13 protein-coding genes are annotated in these 16103 nt (G+C 45.7%); 5 read left to right on the plus strand and 8 right to left on the minus strand.

The window, feature by feature from the left end; translation table 11 throughout:
* Positions 1–52 precede the first annotated feature (52 nt).
* Positions 53–1078: a LacI family DNA-binding transcriptional regulator gene (locus FR741_RS03740; protein ID WP_167426284.1), complete on the minus strand. Its 1026-nt coding sequence runs from the start codon at positions 1076–1078 to the stop codon at positions 53–55.
* A gap of 212 nt (positions 1079–1290) precedes the next feature.
* On the opposite strand from FR741_RS03740, the gene FR741_RS03745 reads away from it, so the two are divergent.
* Both FR741_RS03745 and FR741_RS03750 read left to right on the plus strand, forming a co-directional pair.
* The gene (locus tag FR741_RS03745) at positions 1291–2361 is read left to right on the plus strand and encodes a cellulase family glycosylhydrolase (RefSeq protein WP_167426285.1); all 1071 of its coding nucleotides are present in this window, start codon (positions 1291–1293) and stop codon (positions 2359–2361) included.
* Between the two features lie 70 nt (positions 2362–2431).
* Positions 2432–3820, plus strand: coding sequence for an MFS transporter (locus tag FR741_RS03750; RefSeq protein WP_233059795.1), 1389 nt, complete (start codon positions 2432–2434; stop codon positions 3818–3820).
* Positions 3821–3910: 90 nt separating this feature from the next.
* Here FR741_RS03750 and FR741_RS03755 read toward each other — a convergent pair whose 3' ends face one another.
* The gene (locus FR741_RS03755; RefSeq protein ID WP_167426286.1) at positions 3911–4909 is read right to left on the minus strand and encodes a substrate-binding domain-containing protein; all 999 of its coding nucleotides are present in this window, start codon (positions 4907–4909) and stop codon (positions 3911–3913) included.
* 176 nt (positions 4910–5085) lie between these two features.
* Between FR741_RS03755 and FR741_RS03760 the strand changes: the two genes are divergently transcribed.
* Positions 5086–5418, plus strand: coding sequence for a tRNA-binding protein (locus FR741_RS03760; RefSeq protein ID WP_005494151.1), 333 nt, complete (start codon positions 5086–5088; stop codon positions 5416–5418).
* 69 nt (positions 5419–5487) lie between these two features.
* On the opposite strand, the gene FR741_RS03765 is transcribed toward FR741_RS03760, so the two are convergent.
* On the minus strand, positions 5488–6039 hold the full coding sequence (locus tag FR741_RS03765; RefSeq protein ID WP_104970888.1) for a gamma-glutamylcyclotransferase family protein: 552 nt from the start codon (positions 6037–6039) through the stop codon (positions 5488–5490).
* A gap of 184 nt (positions 6040–6223) precedes the next feature.
* On the opposite strand from FR741_RS03765, the gene FR741_RS03770 reads away from it, so the two are divergent.
* A complete protein-coding gene (locus FR741_RS03770; protein WP_167426287.1) occupies positions 6224–7408 on the plus strand; it encodes an NnrS family protein in 1185 nt (394 codons plus the stop codon).
* A 72-nt stretch (positions 7409–7480) separates the two neighbouring features.
* Here FR741_RS03770 and FR741_RS03775 read toward each other — a convergent pair whose 3' ends face one another.
* The 5 genes from FR741_RS03775 to FR741_RS03795 form a co-directional block, all read right to left on the minus strand.
* A complete protein-coding gene (locus tag FR741_RS03775) occupies positions 7481–8434 on the minus strand; it encodes a CorA family divalent cation transporter (RefSeq protein ID WP_012841472.1) in 954 nt (317 codons plus the stop codon).
* 286 nt (positions 8435–8720) lie between these two features.
* Positions 8721–10280, minus strand: a complete 1560-nt coding sequence (glpD, locus tag FR741_RS03780; RefSeq protein WP_167426288.1) for a glycerol-3-phosphate dehydrogenase — start codon at positions 10278–10280, stop codon at positions 8721–8723.
* 176 nt (positions 10281–10456) lie between these two features.
* Positions 10457–11248 (minus strand): DeoR/GlpR family transcriptional regulator, encoded by a 792-nt coding sequence (locus FR741_RS03785; RefSeq protein WP_006742414.1) that lies wholly within the window; start codon positions 11246–11248, stop codon positions 10457–10459.
* A gap of 159 nt (positions 11249–11407) precedes the next feature.
* The gene (gene glpK / locus FR741_RS03790; RefSeq protein ID WP_006742415.1) at positions 11408–12925 is read right to left on the minus strand and encodes a glycerol kinase GlpK; all 1518 of its coding nucleotides are present in this window, start codon (positions 12923–12925) and stop codon (positions 11408–11410) included.
* Positions 12926–12984: 59 nt separating this feature from the next.
* Positions 12985–13839: an MIP/aquaporin family protein gene (locus tag FR741_RS03795; protein WP_046875005.1), complete on the minus strand. Its 855-nt coding sequence runs from the start codon at positions 13837–13839 to the stop codon at positions 12985–12987.
* A gap of 896 nt (positions 13840–14735) precedes the next feature.
* Here FR741_RS03795 and glpT point away from each other — a divergent pair.
* Positions 14736–16100, plus strand: a complete 1365-nt coding sequence (gene glpT, locus FR741_RS03800) for a glycerol-3-phosphate transporter (protein ID WP_167426289.1) — start codon at positions 14736–14738, stop codon at positions 16098–16100.
* Positions 16101–16103: the final 3 nt, after the last annotated feature.

Raw genomic sequence — 16103 nt, forward strand, 5'->3', positions numbered from 1 at the left:
GAACTTGCAGCGGCAGCGATGCAACTCCAACGACTTTGGGTGTTATGGTGGGCTACATGCCCACCTTTTTTGTTTTTGTCGAAGAGGTTCGAACGATGAGCTCACCCTCTACTTTGCGTTTGTTAGAAAGCAACGGTTGCGCTTCAATCAGTGCCATCAACGATTCGATTGCGAGTTTACCCATGTCTGAGTAGGGCAGTTCAACCGACGTTAATGCTGGAAAGCTTTCAGAGGCGATTTGCTGATTATCGTAACCGACAACGGCAACATCCTGAGGAATCTTCAACCCCAACTCCGCTATCGCTTGGTAGCACCCCATTGCCATATAGTCGCTGCCACAGAAAATCGCTTCTGGCGGTTGCTCCATATTCAGTAGTGCCAGTGTTTGCTGGTGCGCTTTTTTTAGCGACCAGTTTGCATCGACTAAATACTCTGAGTTAGGAATGATGTCTGCATCAATGAGAGCCTGACGATAACCATCGGCACGTTGCTTACTGGCTAGCATCCAACTTTCACCAGACAGCATGGCAATGCGACGATAGCCTTGCGTCGTGAGGTGTGAAACTGCTTTGTAAGCTCCAATCATATCGGCCGGCAAAATACTTGGCGTTTCGGTGTGTTCTTCGTTGGTGCAGTTCAGCAGTACAGTCGGTAAGGAAGTTGTGACGCGTTGCTGCTCCAACTCTCGCGTCATACTGGATGCGTAAACCAAGCCTGCGTAATCACCGCCGTTGATCTCCGACTCAATCTTGCTTGCCAACACTTCATCATGGCTGTAATTGAACGTCACCAATATGTAGTCGTTCGACCACGCTTCTTCTCTCGCTGCATTGATGGCATCGATAAATGGGTCATAACTGGTTAAGCCGTTGATCACCAATGCGATCTTTTTAGGGCGTCCCAAAGCATGGGCAACCTTTTTGTTTTTGTAGCCAAGTGATTCTGCGGTTTCGAGCACTTTACGTTTGGTCGCTTCCGCGATTTTTACGGAAGTTGAGCCATTCAATACCAGCGATACGGTCGACTGAGAGACGCCAGCCGCCGCCGCAATGTCACTCATGGTGATTTTTTTAGCCATTCTGCTCTTTTACGTAATTTCGTTAGCTAAAGATATTAGCTAAAGATTAAGTTCGGATCATCCTTTAAAGATAAAGATCACAAAAGTAAGTCAGAGCAACTTAAAAGCTGTGATTTTCACCACGTTTATTCTTTGAGCACCTAGTCATTAAATTATCAATTAATATATTAGCTAATATTATTAGTTAATAATTTAGTTTTAAGGTGAGTAAGATGAAAAGATGGTCGGAAGAGAAAGCGTGGCAATGGCAAAAAGAGCATGGCTGGCTACGTGGCTTTAACTATTTACCGCGCACAGCGGTTAACTGGAATGAGATGTGGCAAGCGGAATCTTTTGCACCTGAGGTGATGGAACAAGAGTTAGCTTGGGCGCATGATGTGGGTTACAACACTTTACGTACCAACTTACCATTTATAGTTTGGCAAGCGGATCGCGATGGTTTACATGCGCGAATTGAGCGCTTTCTGGATATTTGCGAACGCAATCAAATCAAAGTGATGCTCACGCCGATGGATGACTGCGGTTTCTCGGGCGACCATCCTTATCTTGGTGAACAAAAAGCGCCCGTACCGGATTTGCACAACAGCCAAGCAGCAGCAAGTCCTGGTCGCAATGTGGTGATGGACAAATCTATGTGGGGTGAGGTCGAAGCGTATATTCGCGACATCATCTCTACCTACAAAAATGACCCTCGAATCGTTATTTGGGATCTCTATAACGAGCCAACCAACCGCATGATTTTCACCACTACGGGTGAGATCGCTTACGACGAAGAAATGGAAACCTTTAGTCATGAGCTGATGGAAAAAGCGTTTGAGTGGGCACGTGAAGAAAACCCAACTCAGCCTCTCACCGTTGGCGCTTGGCATGCGCCAAGCATTCTTGACCGAAGCCTACCTATTTATGAACACCCAACCGATCGCAAAGCGATGGAGCTATCGGACATCATTACTTTCCACGCTTACTTACCACTCGATCTGTTCCATGAAGCCGTTGAAATTGTAGAAAGCTACAACCGACCAATGATGTGTACTGAGTGGCTTGCTCGTCATGCGCAATCGTACATGCACGAACAGCTTCCGGTCTTTAAACAGAAAAACATTGGCTGCTACCAGTGGGGATTAGTGAAAGGAAAAACACAAACGCATCTGCCTTGGCCAGAGATAAAACGTAGCGATGCAAACTATGCGAGTCAATGGTTCCACGATTTGCTTGATGAGCAAGGACAGCCGTATGACGCAAGCGAAGTGCAATTGATCAAAACACTCGCAGAAGTGGATTAATTGCCTGTGAGCCGACTCTGAGAAATGGGTCGGTTTCTTATTTACAATAAAATCAATTGAGACGTGAACAATGACTACTCTACAAAACAAACTCACCAATAAGGAGCTGATGTCTTACTTCGGCTATGGGGTAGGCCAGTGCTTTAGCTTTGGTCTAGTCGGCTCTTTTATTCTTTATTTCTATACCGATATTTTGGGCATTTCTCCAATTGCGGCGAGTACGATTTTTTTGATTGCTCGTGTGTGGGATGCGGTGAACGATCCGCTCATTGCCGGATACATGGACACGCTAGACTCTCGCTTTGGTAAATTCCGCCCTTACATGCTGTTTACGCCGATTCTGATTGTTCTGGTCACGGTTGCCGCGTTCTATAACATTGATGCTGATACGTCGACAAAAGTGATGTATGCCGGTATCACTTACATTCTTTGGGGTACGCTTTACACCATTTCTGATGTGCCGTTTTGGTCTATGTCTTCTGTTATGACGGATGAACCGCAAGAGCGAGCAAAAGCGGCAACTTGTGCCATGTTAGGGGTGAATGCAGGTATTGGTGCAACTTTGGTTGTGTTCCCGAAACTGAGCGCTTACTTCGCTGATGGCCGAGCAGATCAGGGTTACTTACCAGCTGTGATTGTGTTGATGATCGCGGGTTTGTTCTTCATGCTGAACGGTTTTTATAACACCAAAGAACGCATCTCGACGAAGAGCTGTGAAAAAGTCACGCTAAAACAAACCTTTCAAGCCGTTCGTAAAAACAAGCCGTTGTTTTTTATTCTGGCAGCGTTTTTCATGAATGTGTTTTTCAATCTAGTGAATGGCCTGTACATTTTCTTCTTCACATACAACATGGGGGACGCAGGGTTAGTCTCTCTGATTGGTACCATCACTTTGGTAAGTGCGATTGCGTGTTTGGCTACGCCAGTGCTGACGAAGCGTTTCAAAAAACGTGACATCTTTATTGCGCTGTGCGTTTTAGAGATCATCGCTCGCATTGGGTTCTATTTTACTGGCTATGATAATCCAACGGTCGTGATGGCGTGGTTAGCGGTGATCACAGGCATCTTTATGATGACTAACCCTCTTATCTCGGCCATGATTGCAGATACAGTTGAGTACTCTTACTACCACAGCGGCAAACGTACCGCGGCGATCACGTTCTCGGGACAGACCTTTACAGGCAAACTCTCTGTTGCGGTAGCGGGTGGCTTAACGGGGGTTATCTTGACGATGATTGGCTATGTACCAAATGCGGTGCAAACGGAAACCGCGCTCAGTGGCATGTTCTTCTGTATTGCGTTGCTACCCGCATTGGGAGCTTTAGTGCGCATCTTTATTATGTCTCGCTACACATTTACCGAAGACCAACACGCGATTTTACGAGAAAAATTACAGCGTGGTGAGTTTGCGCAAGGCGTTGACGTGAAGTCTGCAAAACCGAACGAAGCCTTGAGCTAGAGTCCATATCGTCTCGACAAGTGCTCAAAGAAAAAGCCCGCTCAATAACCTGAGCGGGCTTTTCGTTTTCAAATTACAGATTATTCACCATCAACAACGCTCGACAGAGTTTCTTCGTACTAAAGTTGGGCTAAAAATAATGGTTTCGTCTTCAATTTTTTCGTCACGAGATAGCGCCAAAGCCAAACGGGCGGCGCGTTCTGCCATCATCTCGATTGGGTAGCGAATAGTAGTCAAGCTAGGGTGAACAAAGCGGGCGATTAAGCCATCATCGAACCCGACCATAGAAACCTTACTTGGTACGTCAATGCCATTTTGATCTAACGCTGCGAGTGCGCCAGCGGCCATGTAGTCGTTGTAGGCCACCACTCCAGTAATCTCCAAAGATTTGGTTAACAGGTTGGTCATCGCAACTTCGCCACCATCACTGTTGGGCTCACCGTATTCGATGTAGCTTTTGGAGAGTTCAATACCATGTTCTTTCAATGCGGCTTGGTAACCTTGCAATCGCTCATCGGTATCTTCGATATCGTGGGATGAGGCAATGCAAGCGATTTTGCGATGCCCGTGACGAATCAAATATTCTGTCGCGAGGAATGCCCCCTTGCGGTTATCAAGGGAAATACAGCGTTCAGCCAGCTCTGGGATATGACGATTGATAAGCACCATACCTTTTACTTCTTGGGCGTAGCCAATTAGATCCTCATCAGATAAGCCTTTCGAGTGGATGACTATTGCATCGCAACGGCTGTTGATCAGCAATTCTAAGGCTTGACGCTCATCTTCTGGATTATGGTAACCGTTGCCAATCAAGATATGTTTGCCATTTTCGCGCGCGACATTATCGACGGATCTGACTAGTGTGCCGAAGAAAGGATCGGACACATCACTCACCAACACACCCATGGTGTTTGTGCTTTGACTCACCAGTGCGCGAGCTGCGGCATTGGGCCTGTAACCCAGTTTTCTCATTGCTTTGGTGACTGACTCTACCGATGATTGACTGGCTTTTGGGGACTTGTTGATCACGCGAGAAACCGTTGCGACCGAAACACCGGCTTCTTTCGCGACATCCTTGATCGTTGCCATATAGAACCTTTAGTGGCTAAAAATTTTGACTGGAAGTATTAAACACCCATTGTGTAATAAGTGCAATTTGATAGGGAATTTGCTTTCGGAAATGAGATCTTTACCACTTGTATTTATTAAGCTTACTGATAGTGTAAACGTTATCTTTTTAGTAAAACTTTACTGAGGTTTTAATTATGGAAACTATTGCTTACTCTGATTTTGCCAAACTGGAAATTCGTACCGGAAAAATCATTGAAGTGGCTCGTCATCAAAATGCAGACAAGCTGTACATTGTGCAAATTGATATTGGTGAAAAAACACTGCAAACCGTAACCAGCTTAGTACCTTATTACACCGAGGAAGAGTTGATGGGCAAACAAGTGGTCGTGTTGTGTAATCTTGCCAAAGCCAAAATGCGCGGTGAAACCTCTGAATGTATGTTGTTGTGCGCAGAAACGGATGATGAATCCGAAAGTGTGTTGCTTACGCCAGAAAGAGCGATGCCGACTGGGGTGAGAATTGTTTAATCAGTTCACTGGTCGCTCTATTGTAAAAACAGCTCTTAGTTTAGAGCTGTTTTTACAGATGGGATTGAGCTACGAATTTTGGGCAATCAGATTATCAATCAACTCGTAATGATGCTCTTGCACGCCTGCAAGGTTGCCATATTTAGGTTGGTGGCGGTCATTTTCTTTTGCGTGTTGCCAGCCAATGGTGTGACGCACAAAATGCTCCGCAAACGCATGGGATACCTCCAAGCAACCTGCTAGCACGGTATCGACATAGCTTTGCATGATTGGGCTTTTTACGCACGGTGGTAATGGCTCGTCTTTTACGTAAACCCAGATGCTATGTTCTTGGTTAAAGTTCGCGTCCGTTTCGATTTGATCTGGCTGAATTTGAATACGATGATAACCACGCTCACGGCGATCGAATTCTGCGAGAGCTTCTTCATTCACTTCGAGTAAAACGCCGTTGACCTGCCCATCGCCTTGGTTTACAACCAGAGGAGACAGAGTGTAGCTGTCATCAATCTTTCCCCAGTAGCGCACCAGTCCATGAGCAATGACGGGAATGGCTTCTCCCGTTTGTCCGGTTAACTTACGTGACGCAGAATTAATCAAACTGCCATAGCCAAATATGTACATCTTCGTTGCATCCCTTAACTGATGGTTGTGTCTCTCACCGTTTATACCTAACCCGCCTCTGAAGCACAACTTTACCTCTTAAGTATAATCTTAATTCTTAACATGTATTTTTTATACATGTTTATGGTAGCATCAATATTGTAGTTGAGTTAACCAGCATCGAGAGACGCTTGAGGGCAAGATAATGCTGAATATCACCGATAAAAAAGTGGAAGAAAAAATCCCCGCATGGCTGCGATTAGGCTTTCGGCCGTTTTTTCTGTTTGGGTCGATTTACGCCATTGTTGCGATCGCGTTGTGGGTGTGGATGTTCCAGAGCGGACAGCCAAACGCATTAACTGTACCGGCATTATGGTGGCACGTTCATGAAATGTTGTTCGGCTTTTCGATGGCGATTGTGGTTGGTTTTGTACTGACCGCAGTACAAAACTGGACTGGCATTAGTGGCACCAAGCATTACACGCTTTTGATCTTATTTGGCTTGTGGTTAGCACCTAGAATATTGCTCTGGACGCCAGCGCCGTTATGGTTAACCAGCAGCATTGAAGCGGTATTTTTGTTGTTTGTTGCCTATGAGGTAGGCATTCGTGTTTATCGAGCCAAAGGTTGGCGTAATCTGTTTTTTGTGCCGCTGTTTCTTTTGGCCATTTTTGCGAACTTTGCAAGCTACGCAACAATAAAAGGCATGCCGCCGTTTAGCTCTTCTGCTGTATGGCAGGCGATGTTGTGGTGGTTTACGCTGTTATTGTCGGTCATGGGCGGACGTGTGATTCCATTCTTTACTGCGCGTCGATTTAATTTCGAAAAAGCGCAACCACAGGCTTGGTTAGAATGGTTCGCGAACTTGCCGTTGGTAATGCTATTTGTGCTGAGCTTTTTCCCTGTGACGTTTGCAGAATTAGGCAATCCGTTGATGCTGTTTGCAGGAGTTGCTCAGTTGGTGCGTTTTGTTCGCTGGAAACCTTGGTTAACCCTGAGCGAGCCTTTAGTGTGGTCGCTGCATGCTGCGTATTTGTGTTTGCCACTAAGCTTAATTTTGCGAGGCACTTGGGGAGATGCATTTGCCAGCCATAACCTGATTCACCTGTTTGCGATAGGTGCATTAGGCGGCTTGATTTTAGCGATGATCGCACGCGTGACGATGGGACATACTGGTCGCATGATCTACAAAGGTCCGAACATGAGCCTTGCGTTTGCGGCGATTACCGCGGCAGCTTTGGTTCGCAGTTTTGCCGTGATATTTGATCCTGCCAATATGATGCTGTGGATTAATATCAGTGGCGGATTGTGGATTGTCGCATTTGGCCTGTTTGTTTGGCGCTTTGGCGTGATGCTTATTACCCCTCGCGTTGATGGTCATCCCGGATAGGGCTCTAATGTGAGTAGAGAAAGAGGAGCCGTGCGCTCCTCTTTTGATTGTTGTTCTTTATAGGATTCGCGCTTATTCGTCTTCGTCGTCCGTTTTATTCGTAAACCCCAAACGTTTGAATAGCCACCACTCTAGAGCAAAGATGACAATTAAAGCGATACAGAACCAGGTGAACGCCATGGCGGATTCCACGCCTGGCATACCGCCAATGTTGATGCCAAGCAAACCTGTTAGGAAGCTGGTTGGCAAGAAAATAGTCGCCACTAGGGTAAATAGATAACTGTTTTTATTAGTTTTCTCGTCACGATGATGTTTGATTTCTTCTTGAAAGAGTGCGACTTCTCCAAGATAAAACTCAAGTGTTTCATTTATGCGCGTAATATTATTGTGGGCGAAGCGATATTGATGGGGCCTTAAAGCCACCAACTCGGACTCTGATTCAACGAGATCTCGAATAGCATATTGCTGAGGGCGAATAAAACGTTTGATGGAGATAAGCGCTTTTTGAGTCGCCATATGCTTGTACGTCGATTCATCATTCACATCAAACTGGTTTAACGTCTCTTCAATCGTATCGAGGTAAACGTCTATTTTGCTATTTAATCCTTCAATAATCTGATGAAGTAAACCAGCAAGGCTTTTCGGGCCTTTATGTTCCGCCAATGCTTGACGAATTTCCATGATGGCACGCGATGGGATCTTACGTGTTGAAATCAGTGCCCCTTGAAAATAGAGAATTCGAATACTGAGCATGTCTTCTGGTGAAGCATCGCCATTCATATTGACGCCTCGTAAAATCAACATGAAGTTCTCGTCATCCAAAGGGTGGAAAGACGGTCGGCTCTCGTCGGCTAACAGGTGATCAACAGTGGCACGTGGCACTTGGTTTTGTTCTAGCCAGCCCCGAATATCGGGATGCAGCCGCTCACAATGGTACCAATGTTTGGCTTGAATCTGCTCCGCCGTTGTGGATTGCTGAGTTGCTTCTGGGGTTGAAAAATCCCAATGTTCAATCATAAAACCCATTTTCTTTTCCTTGTCTGAGCCTTTCCCCAAATAACTCGGAAAGAGCCTGTGCTCTTCCGCTGCATTATTTTCCGTGAAATGCATCAGTGATAACGTTCTGAACCTAGCGCCATGAAGTTATTCAGGGATAATTATTTAAATGAGTATGATTGCATTTAACGCTAAATGTCTATGAATAGTTGCTCTTATTTGTAATCAAGTGAAGCAAGCCAAAGTGTGGTGTAAAAACAGCAAAATAAAAAAGCCTACAACGAGGCAGGCTTTCTAGTAGGGAGGGGAGGAGCAGTTAGCCAACTTGAGAAAGATTAACCACTTTCTGCTGTAGCTTTTCTTTTAAATAGTCCGATAAAGCCTGCTTTTCTTCATCGTTCATGTACAGACCAAGCTTGGTACGACGCCACAAAATGTCTTCATCGGTCATTGCCATTTCATGGTTCATTAAGTAGTCGATCTCACGTTGGTAAACACCGCCGGCTTGCGATGAGAACGCGTGTCCAAGGTCAGCTTCGCTTGCTGTGCCTTCCATTAAGTTCCACGTTTGGGTACCAAATTGTGTTACGTAACGAAGAATCAATGCTTCTGGCGCCCAAGCGTATTTAGCATGAATTTGTTTAGCTAATTGTTCACGACTACAGCTGAAGTTACCACCAGGTAGGGTTTGATTTGCCGTCCAGTCGCTTCCCATCTCTGGTAGGAAAGGAGCCAGCTTTTTCATTGCCGCTTCACCCAGCTTACGGTAGGTCGTCAGCTTACCACCAAAGACAGAAAGCAGAGGTGCATGGTCGTATTCCGCATCGAGTTCTAGCGTGTAGTCTCGTGTGATCGCTTGCGGAGAGTCAGATTCATCGTCACATAAAGGACGAACACCGCTGTATGTCCAAACCACATCTTCGCGAGTCAACTGGTGGACAAAGTGTTGGTTTACGATATCGATGAGGTAATCGACTTCGTCATCTGAGATCGCCACTTCGCGTGGGTCACCTTTGTATTCCACATCTGTTGTACCAATGATTGAGAACTTATCTAAGTAAGGAATCATAAATACGATGCGGTTGTCTTTGTTTTGAAGAATGTAGGCTTGCGGTTCGTTGTGGATACGAGGAACAACGATGTGCGAGCCTTTGATTAAGCGAATGTTACGAGGAGAGGCTTGCTCTAATCCATCATCAAAGAACTGTTTTACCCAAGGGCCAGCTGCGTTTACTAGTGCTTTTGCTTTGCGTTCGAAACGTTGGTCTGTCATCACGTCATGAATTGTGACATGCCAGATACCACCTTCACGGTGTGCTTTTTCTACGCGGCAGTAGTTACGTACTTCTGCATGGTTTTCACGAGCAGCCAGAACGTTAAGTAATACTAAACGCGCGTCATCAACCCAACAGTCAGAGTATTCGAAACCGGTTTTCATTTCTGGTTTTAGCAAGCCCGATTTCGCTAAGTTGACTGTTTTGCTGCCTGGCAGAGTCGTACGTTTACCCAAGTTATCGTAAAGGAACAGACCACAGCGAATCATCCAAGCTGGACGTAGGAATGGGCGATGAGGCAAACGGAAACGCATTGGTAGGGCAACGTGAGGCGCTTTGCGAAGAATAACTTCACGCTCTGCGAGCGCTTCCGAAACCAAACGAAACTCGTAGTGTTCAAGGTAGCGTAAACCGCCGTGGATCAGTTTAGAACTTGCCGAAGAAGTAGCGGACGCAAAGTCACTTGCTTCGTATAAGCCAACACTCAAACCGCGGCCAGCTGCGTCTGCCGCAATACCAGCCCCGTTAATGCCGCCACCAATTACGATCAAGTCTAAGGTAGTGGATGAGCTAGTAGTGGAAGCATTTTTTTGTATACTCATAAATTTGACCTCTTGGTGAGCGAACGAGCATTTTAGAACATGATCTAATCCTAGCTTAGGTTTCGTTTGTGATCATCTATTATTTTCGTTTGTGAGCGTTTTGTGTGATTTAGGCACAAAAAAACCTCTGCCTAATTAAGACAGAGGTCATTTGAGAGGCAAATTAATGATTGAAACTACTCGTTTTCGAAGTTTGTCTCGTTCGCTTCAACGACTTCAAGTGGAATTGAAGCTTCTTTTAAAATCGACAGGATTTCTTCTGGTGGCTGCTTGTTGGTAAAGATCATGTTGAGCTGAGCGATATTGCCTAGCTTCACCATGGCATTGCGCCCAAATTTGGTGTGGTCGACGGCGAGAAATACACTGCGGCTGTTGTCGATGATCGCTTGTTTGACCCTGACTTCGTGGTAATCAAAGTCTAATAGCGAGCCATCAAAGTCGATACCACTGATGCCAAGAATGCCAAAGTCGAGACGGAACTGTTTAACGAAGTCGAGAGTAGCCTCGCCAACAATGCCGCCATCGCGACTTCGAACTTCACCGCCTGCTAAGATGACTTTGATCTCTGGGTTGGGGAAGAGAATGGTTGCCACGTTGATATTGTTGGTAACCACGCGTAGCTGTTTATGGTTTTTATTGAGCGCTCGCGCAACCGCTTCTGGTGTGGTGCCGATATCAATAAATAGAGTCGCGCCATCAGGAATGTGCTTGACCACCTCGTCTGCAATGACATCTTTTTCATTGAAGTTGAGCGCTTTACGCGTGTTGTAAGATGTGTTTTCAGAACTGAGAGGGATGGTTGCACCACCGTGATAACGACGAATTTTGTTGTCGTCGGCGAGTTCATTAAGATCGCGTCGGATGGTTTGTGGGCTGACATTGAATCTTTCTACCAACTCATCCGTGCTGACATAGCCTTGTTTTTTCACCAACTCAACAATCTGTTGGTGTCGAGGTATTTGCTTCACTTACCACTCCCTTGTGCATTGGTAACGGCCAATGCTTCAAATTCGAAGCTCTATTGTGCTCGAATTTGCGCGTTGTGAGAAGTAAGCGAGTTCAGGAATCAGGGGCAAAGCGCAAAAAAGAGCGCACAAATGGCGCTCTTTTTTCGTATGGAGGTGAGATTAATCTTCTTCGTCGTGAAGCTCAGACCAGGTTTGCGCACATTTCACTGCGCGTTTCCAACCCTTGTAACGACGATTGCGTTTTTCTTCATCATCGTGCGGCTCAAAGGTGCGATCAAGCACCGCTTTATTCTGCAACTCGTCAATGCTGTCCCAGTAACCCACGGCAAGGCCTGCAAGGTAGGCTGCACCAAGAGCGGTAACCTCTGTTACTTGAGGGCGGTGTACTTCTGTATTCAATACATCGGATTGGAACTGCATTAGGAAGTTGTTCGCTACCGCACCGCCATCGACGCGAAGATTCGCAAGTTTAATTCCTGAGTCGGCTTGCATCGCATCCAGTACGTCACGAGTTTGGTAAGCGATGCCTTCCAAAGTCGCACGGATAATGTGGTTTGAGTTCACGCCGCGAGTAAGGCCGACAATCGTGCCACGTGCGTAGGCATCCCAGTATGGTGCGCCTAAACCAGTAAAGGCAGGCACGACATAAACGCCGTTTGAGGTATCCACTTTGGTTGCGAAGTATTCAGAGTCTTCTGCACCGTTTAGGATTTTTAATTCATCACGTAGCCATTGGATAGAAGCACCACCCATGAATACGGCACCTTCAAGTGCATAAGCAGGCTCACCTTTAGGACCACAAGCCAAAGTTGTCAGTAGGCCGTGCGTCGAAGTGACTTTTTCTTGGCCCGTATTCATTAGCAAGAAACAACCCGTGCCGTAAGTGTTTTTCGCCTGACCCGCTTCAACACACATTTGGCCGTAAAGCGCAGCTTGTTGGTCACCAGCAATACCAGAAATAGGAATACGAGTACCGCCTTTACCACCAATGTTGGTCTTACCGTAAACTTCCGATGAACGTTTTACTTCTGGCATCATAGATGCTGGGATACCAAGCTCATCTAACATTTTCTGATCCCAACATAGATCGTTGATGTTAAATAGCATTGTACGCGATGCGTTGGTGTAGTCGGTCACGTGAACGCGGCCTTGAGTCATCTTCCAAACTAACCAAGTATCGACGGTACCGAACAACAGCTTGCCTGCTTCTGCGTCTTCGCGCGCGCCTTCAACATTGTCCAGAATCCATTTCACTTTGGTACCTGAGAAGTAAGGGTCAAGCACCAAACCTGTGTTGTCACGTACGTAGTTTTCTAGACCACGCGCTTTTAAATCTTCACAGATGTCAGCAGTACGGCGACATTGCCATACGATCGCATTGTAAACGGGTTTGCCTGTTTCTTTATTCCAGACGATGGTAGTTTCACGCTGGTTAGTAATACCGATAGCCGCCAATTGGTCGCTACGGATGCCAGACTTAGCTAGAGCTTCTACCAACGTAGAGCTTTGTGTTGCCCAGATTTCCATTGGGTCATGTTCTACCCAACCTGCCTCTGGATAAATCTGAGTAAATTCGCGCTGTGCGACGCTTACGATGTTCGCGTCATGATCAAGAATTACTGCGCGAGAGCTTGTCGTACCTTGGTCTAGGGCAACAATGTATTTTTGCTCAGTCATGGTAAGAATCCTTTTGTTTCGTTATTTATATTTTAGTAAATGTTCGAGTTGCGTCAGTTTTAAGCTCTAGCTTCTTCTGTTTCTTCTTCCGTCTCACATTGGTTTGGAATTGTACAGCCGTGGCCTTGTTGTGGAAGGTAAGCCGCAATCGCTTTTGGATACAACCAACCACCAAAACACGCACCTGCAATCGGAGCAAGTAAAGGCACGATAAAGTAAGGAATGTCTTTAGCACCTGTCAGAGCGTAATCCCAGCCTGCGAAGTAAGCGAACAGTTTCGGTCCAAAGTCGCGCGCAGGGTTCATCGCGAAGCCAGTTAGTGGACCAAGAGAACCACCGATCACGGCAATCAAAATACCGATTAACAGTGGGTTCATTGCACCTCGTGCAGCGCCGTTATTTTCATCGCCCAAAGCCAAAATCGCAAACATCAGCACGGCAGTGATAACGAATTCCACAGCAAAAGCGCCAAAGAAAGAGAGGGAAGCATGTGGATAGGTTGAGAAGATACCAGCGGTTGCTAGTGCATCTTGGCTACTGCGGACGAAGTTATGTGCGATTTCGTAGTCGGTGAAAAGGTTGCTGTATAAGCTGTAAACCAACGCAGCAGAGCAGAATGCGCCAAGCATTTGGGCGATGATGTATGGCACCACTTTCGCCTTATCAAAACCATGGAACATAGCGAGTGCGATGGTTACCGCTGGGTTGATGTGCGCGCCTGAAACGCCGGCAGTACAGTAAATAGCGATGGCGACACCTAGGCCCCATACAATACTGATTTCCCATTGTCCAAATGATGCGCCTGTTAGAACTAAGGCTGCGACACAGCCTACCCCGAAGAAGATAAGTAGTCCTGTACCGATAAACTCGGCCAAACATTCTCCGAGCAGAGAGGGGTGTTTGTTCGTTGTCATGTTAAAAGTCCTTTGATCATTTTTGCCTGTCTAGCACGATACTATTGTGCACATATAAACGTTTGCGAAAACAAACGCGCGTTAAAAATGAGCGTTTGAGCATAAAATTGTTAATCAAAGTCTTCGTTTTTGTTAAATGGCGCATCTTTTAATCGAAAAAGAAAACAACGAAAAGAACTTCTTTGCTACGAAGTGTGTTTTGGAAGCGCTCAAATTACCGATGTGAAAAAGAATGCACAACTGGTAAGAGGAGTTTTGTGAAGCTGCTACGTGCTTGGGGATTTATTACTCAGATTTTGCGTAGTAATTAACCCTAAAGAGGTAAGGCGAGGTCAAGTACATCAAGGACTAGCGGTGATATAAGAAAATGCGTTGCTATGTTTATATCTCGAGAGGAACTTGTTATCCAAATTAGTGTTAATTATGAAAATGGAGAGGAAAATAAGCGCGGTTTATGTCTTGTGTTCGTGAATCACTGTCTAGGTTTGAGTTCAGATAACATTAGTTTTGTTATTTCGTTTGATACTAAGCGCGAACATTTTTCATCTTTTTAGTTATTTAGTGGTTTCGCGTAACAAGGATGGATGTGAAACACCCTTTTTACGGTTAATTTGTGTTCTTATTCGAGCCTTTGTTTCATTGGTTTCGAATTAGAATGCTCAAATGAGAGGTTGAAACATCAGTTTCATATTAACTAATTATGAGTAAAGTTGAACGATGGTCTAATTAATGCGCTCTAATTTACTGTATTTACTTATATTTAATTCATGTGCAACATTTGTCACAGAAATAAAATCCTAACTCAATACAATTCATGAACTTTCGAACGAAGATTTTTTTGTTTCGTTCGCTCCTTTTGTGTTTTTTACCATCGCATACAAAATAATGAGGTTCCTATGTTTGGAATATTCAAACCTAAGGCGCACATTGATCGTCTGTCCCCAGGCAGTATCGATAGCACCTACTCTCGCCTCCGTTGGCAACTCTTTATCGGTATATTTGTTGGCTACGCCGGTTACTATTTGGTTCGTAAAAACTTCAGTTTGGCGATGCCTTATCTTATCGAGCAAGGCTTTAGCCGCGGTGACTTAGGTGTCGCGCTGGCAGCTGTTTCCATTGCATATGGTCTCTCTAAATTTCTAATGGGCAGCGTATCTGACCGTTCCAACCCTCGCTACTTCCTAAGTGGCGGCCTGTTGATGTCTGCATTAGTGATGTTTTGCTTTGGCTTTATGCCATGGGCGACTGGCAGCGTCACTGCGATGTTCATTTTGCTTTTCTTGAACGGTTGGTTCCAAGGCATGGGGTGGCCCGCATGTGGACGAACCATGGTGCACTGGTGGTCACGTAAAGAGCGTGGTGAGATCGTTTCGGTTTGGAACGTGGCACACAACGTGGGTGGCGGTTTGATTGGTCCACTATTTATTCTTGGCCTGTGGGCATTTAACGATGATTGGCGCACTGCATTTTATGTTCCTGCATTTTTCGCCACGTTGGTTGCTGTGTTTGTTTGGATGACGGTTCGAGATACGCCTCAGTCTTGTGGTCTACCGCCGATTGAAGAGTACAAAGATGACTACCCAGATGACTACGACAAGTCGCATGAACAAGAAATGACGGCGAAGGAAATTTTCTTCAAGTACGTATTCAACAATAAACTGTTGTGGTCGATTGCGATTGCAAACGCGTTTGTTTACTTGATCCGTTACGGTGTGTTGGACTGGGCACCCGTTTATCTAAAAGAAGCGAAGGACTTCTCGGTAGATAAATCGTCTTGGGCTTACTTCCTATACGAGTGGGCAGGTATTCCTGGCACGTTATTGTGTGGTTGGATTTCAGACAAATTGTTCAAAGGCCGTCGTGCACCTGCAGGCATCTTGTTCATGGTATTGGTAACGTTGGCGGTATTGGTTTACTGGTTCAACCCTGCGGGCAACCCAACAATCGATATGATGGCTCTTATCGCGATTGGCTTCTTGATTTACGGCCCTGTCATGCTGATTGGTTTGTATGCACTTGAATTGGCACCGAAAAAAGCAGCGGGTACTGCTGCTGGTCTTACTGGTTTATTTGGATACTTAGGTGGGGCAGTTGCCGCAAACGCGATTCTGGGCTACACGGTAGACCACTTTGGCTGGGATGGTGGCTTTATCATCTTAGTGGGTTCTTGTATTACTTCTATTGTGTGTTTGATGTACGCCTTCTTAGGTGAGCGTGCGCACCACGAGCAAAAAGAGCGCGAAAAGGAAGCGCTAGCGTAATAT

Source organism: Vibrio diabolicus (assembly GCF_011801455.1).
In the GTDB taxonomy this organism is placed as follows: Bacteria; Pseudomonadota; Gammaproteobacteria; order Enterobacterales; family Vibrionaceae; genus Vibrio; species Vibrio diabolicus.

Excerpts from the sequence above, each read along its gene's own strand:
- FR741_RS03765 (WP_104970888.1), bottom strand. The coding sequence starts at position 6,039 with ATGTACATATTTGGCTATGGCAGTTTGATTAATTCTGCGTCACGTAAG.
- glpK (WP_006742415.1), bottom strand. The coding sequence starts at position 12,925 with ATGACTGAGCAAAAATACATTGTTGCCCTAGACCAAGGTACGACAAGC.
- FR741_RS03770 (WP_167426287.1), top strand. The coding sequence starts at position 6,224 with ATGCTGAATATCACCGATAAAAAAGTGGAAGAAAAAATCCCCGCATGG.
- FR741_RS03740 (WP_167426284.1), bottom strand. The coding sequence starts at position 1,078 with ATGGCTAAAAAAATCACCATGAGTGACATTGCGGCGGCGGCTGGCGTC.
- glpT (WP_167426289.1), top strand. The coding sequence starts at position 14,736 with ATGTTTGGAATATTCAAACCTAAGGCGCACATTGATCGTCTGTCCCCA.
- FR741_RS03745 (WP_167426285.1), top strand. The coding sequence starts at position 1,291 with ATGAAAAGATGGTCGGAAGAGAAAGCGTGGCAATGGCAAAAAGAGCAT.
- glpD (WP_167426288.1), bottom strand. The coding sequence starts at position 10,280 with ATGAGTATACAAAAAAATGCTTCCACTACTAGCTCATCCACTACCTTA.
- FR741_RS03750 (WP_233059795.1), top strand. The coding sequence starts at position 2,432 with ATGACTACTCTACAAAACAAACTCACCAATAAGGAGCTGATGTCTTAC.
- FR741_RS03775 (WP_012841472.1), bottom strand. The coding sequence starts at position 8,434 with ATGGGTTTTATGATTGAACATTGGGATTTTTCAACCCCAGAAGCAACT.
- FR741_RS03760 (WP_005494151.1), top strand. The coding sequence starts at position 5,086 with ATGGAAACTATTGCTTACTCTGATTTTGCCAAACTGGAAATTCGTACC.
- FR741_RS03795 (WP_046875005.1), bottom strand. The coding sequence starts at position 13,839 with ATGACAACGAACAAACACCCCTCTCTGCTCGGAGAATGTTTGGCCGAG.
- FR741_RS03755 (WP_167426286.1), bottom strand. The coding sequence starts at position 4,909 with ATGGCAACGATCAAGGATGTCGCGAAAGAAGCCGGTGTTTCGGTCGCA.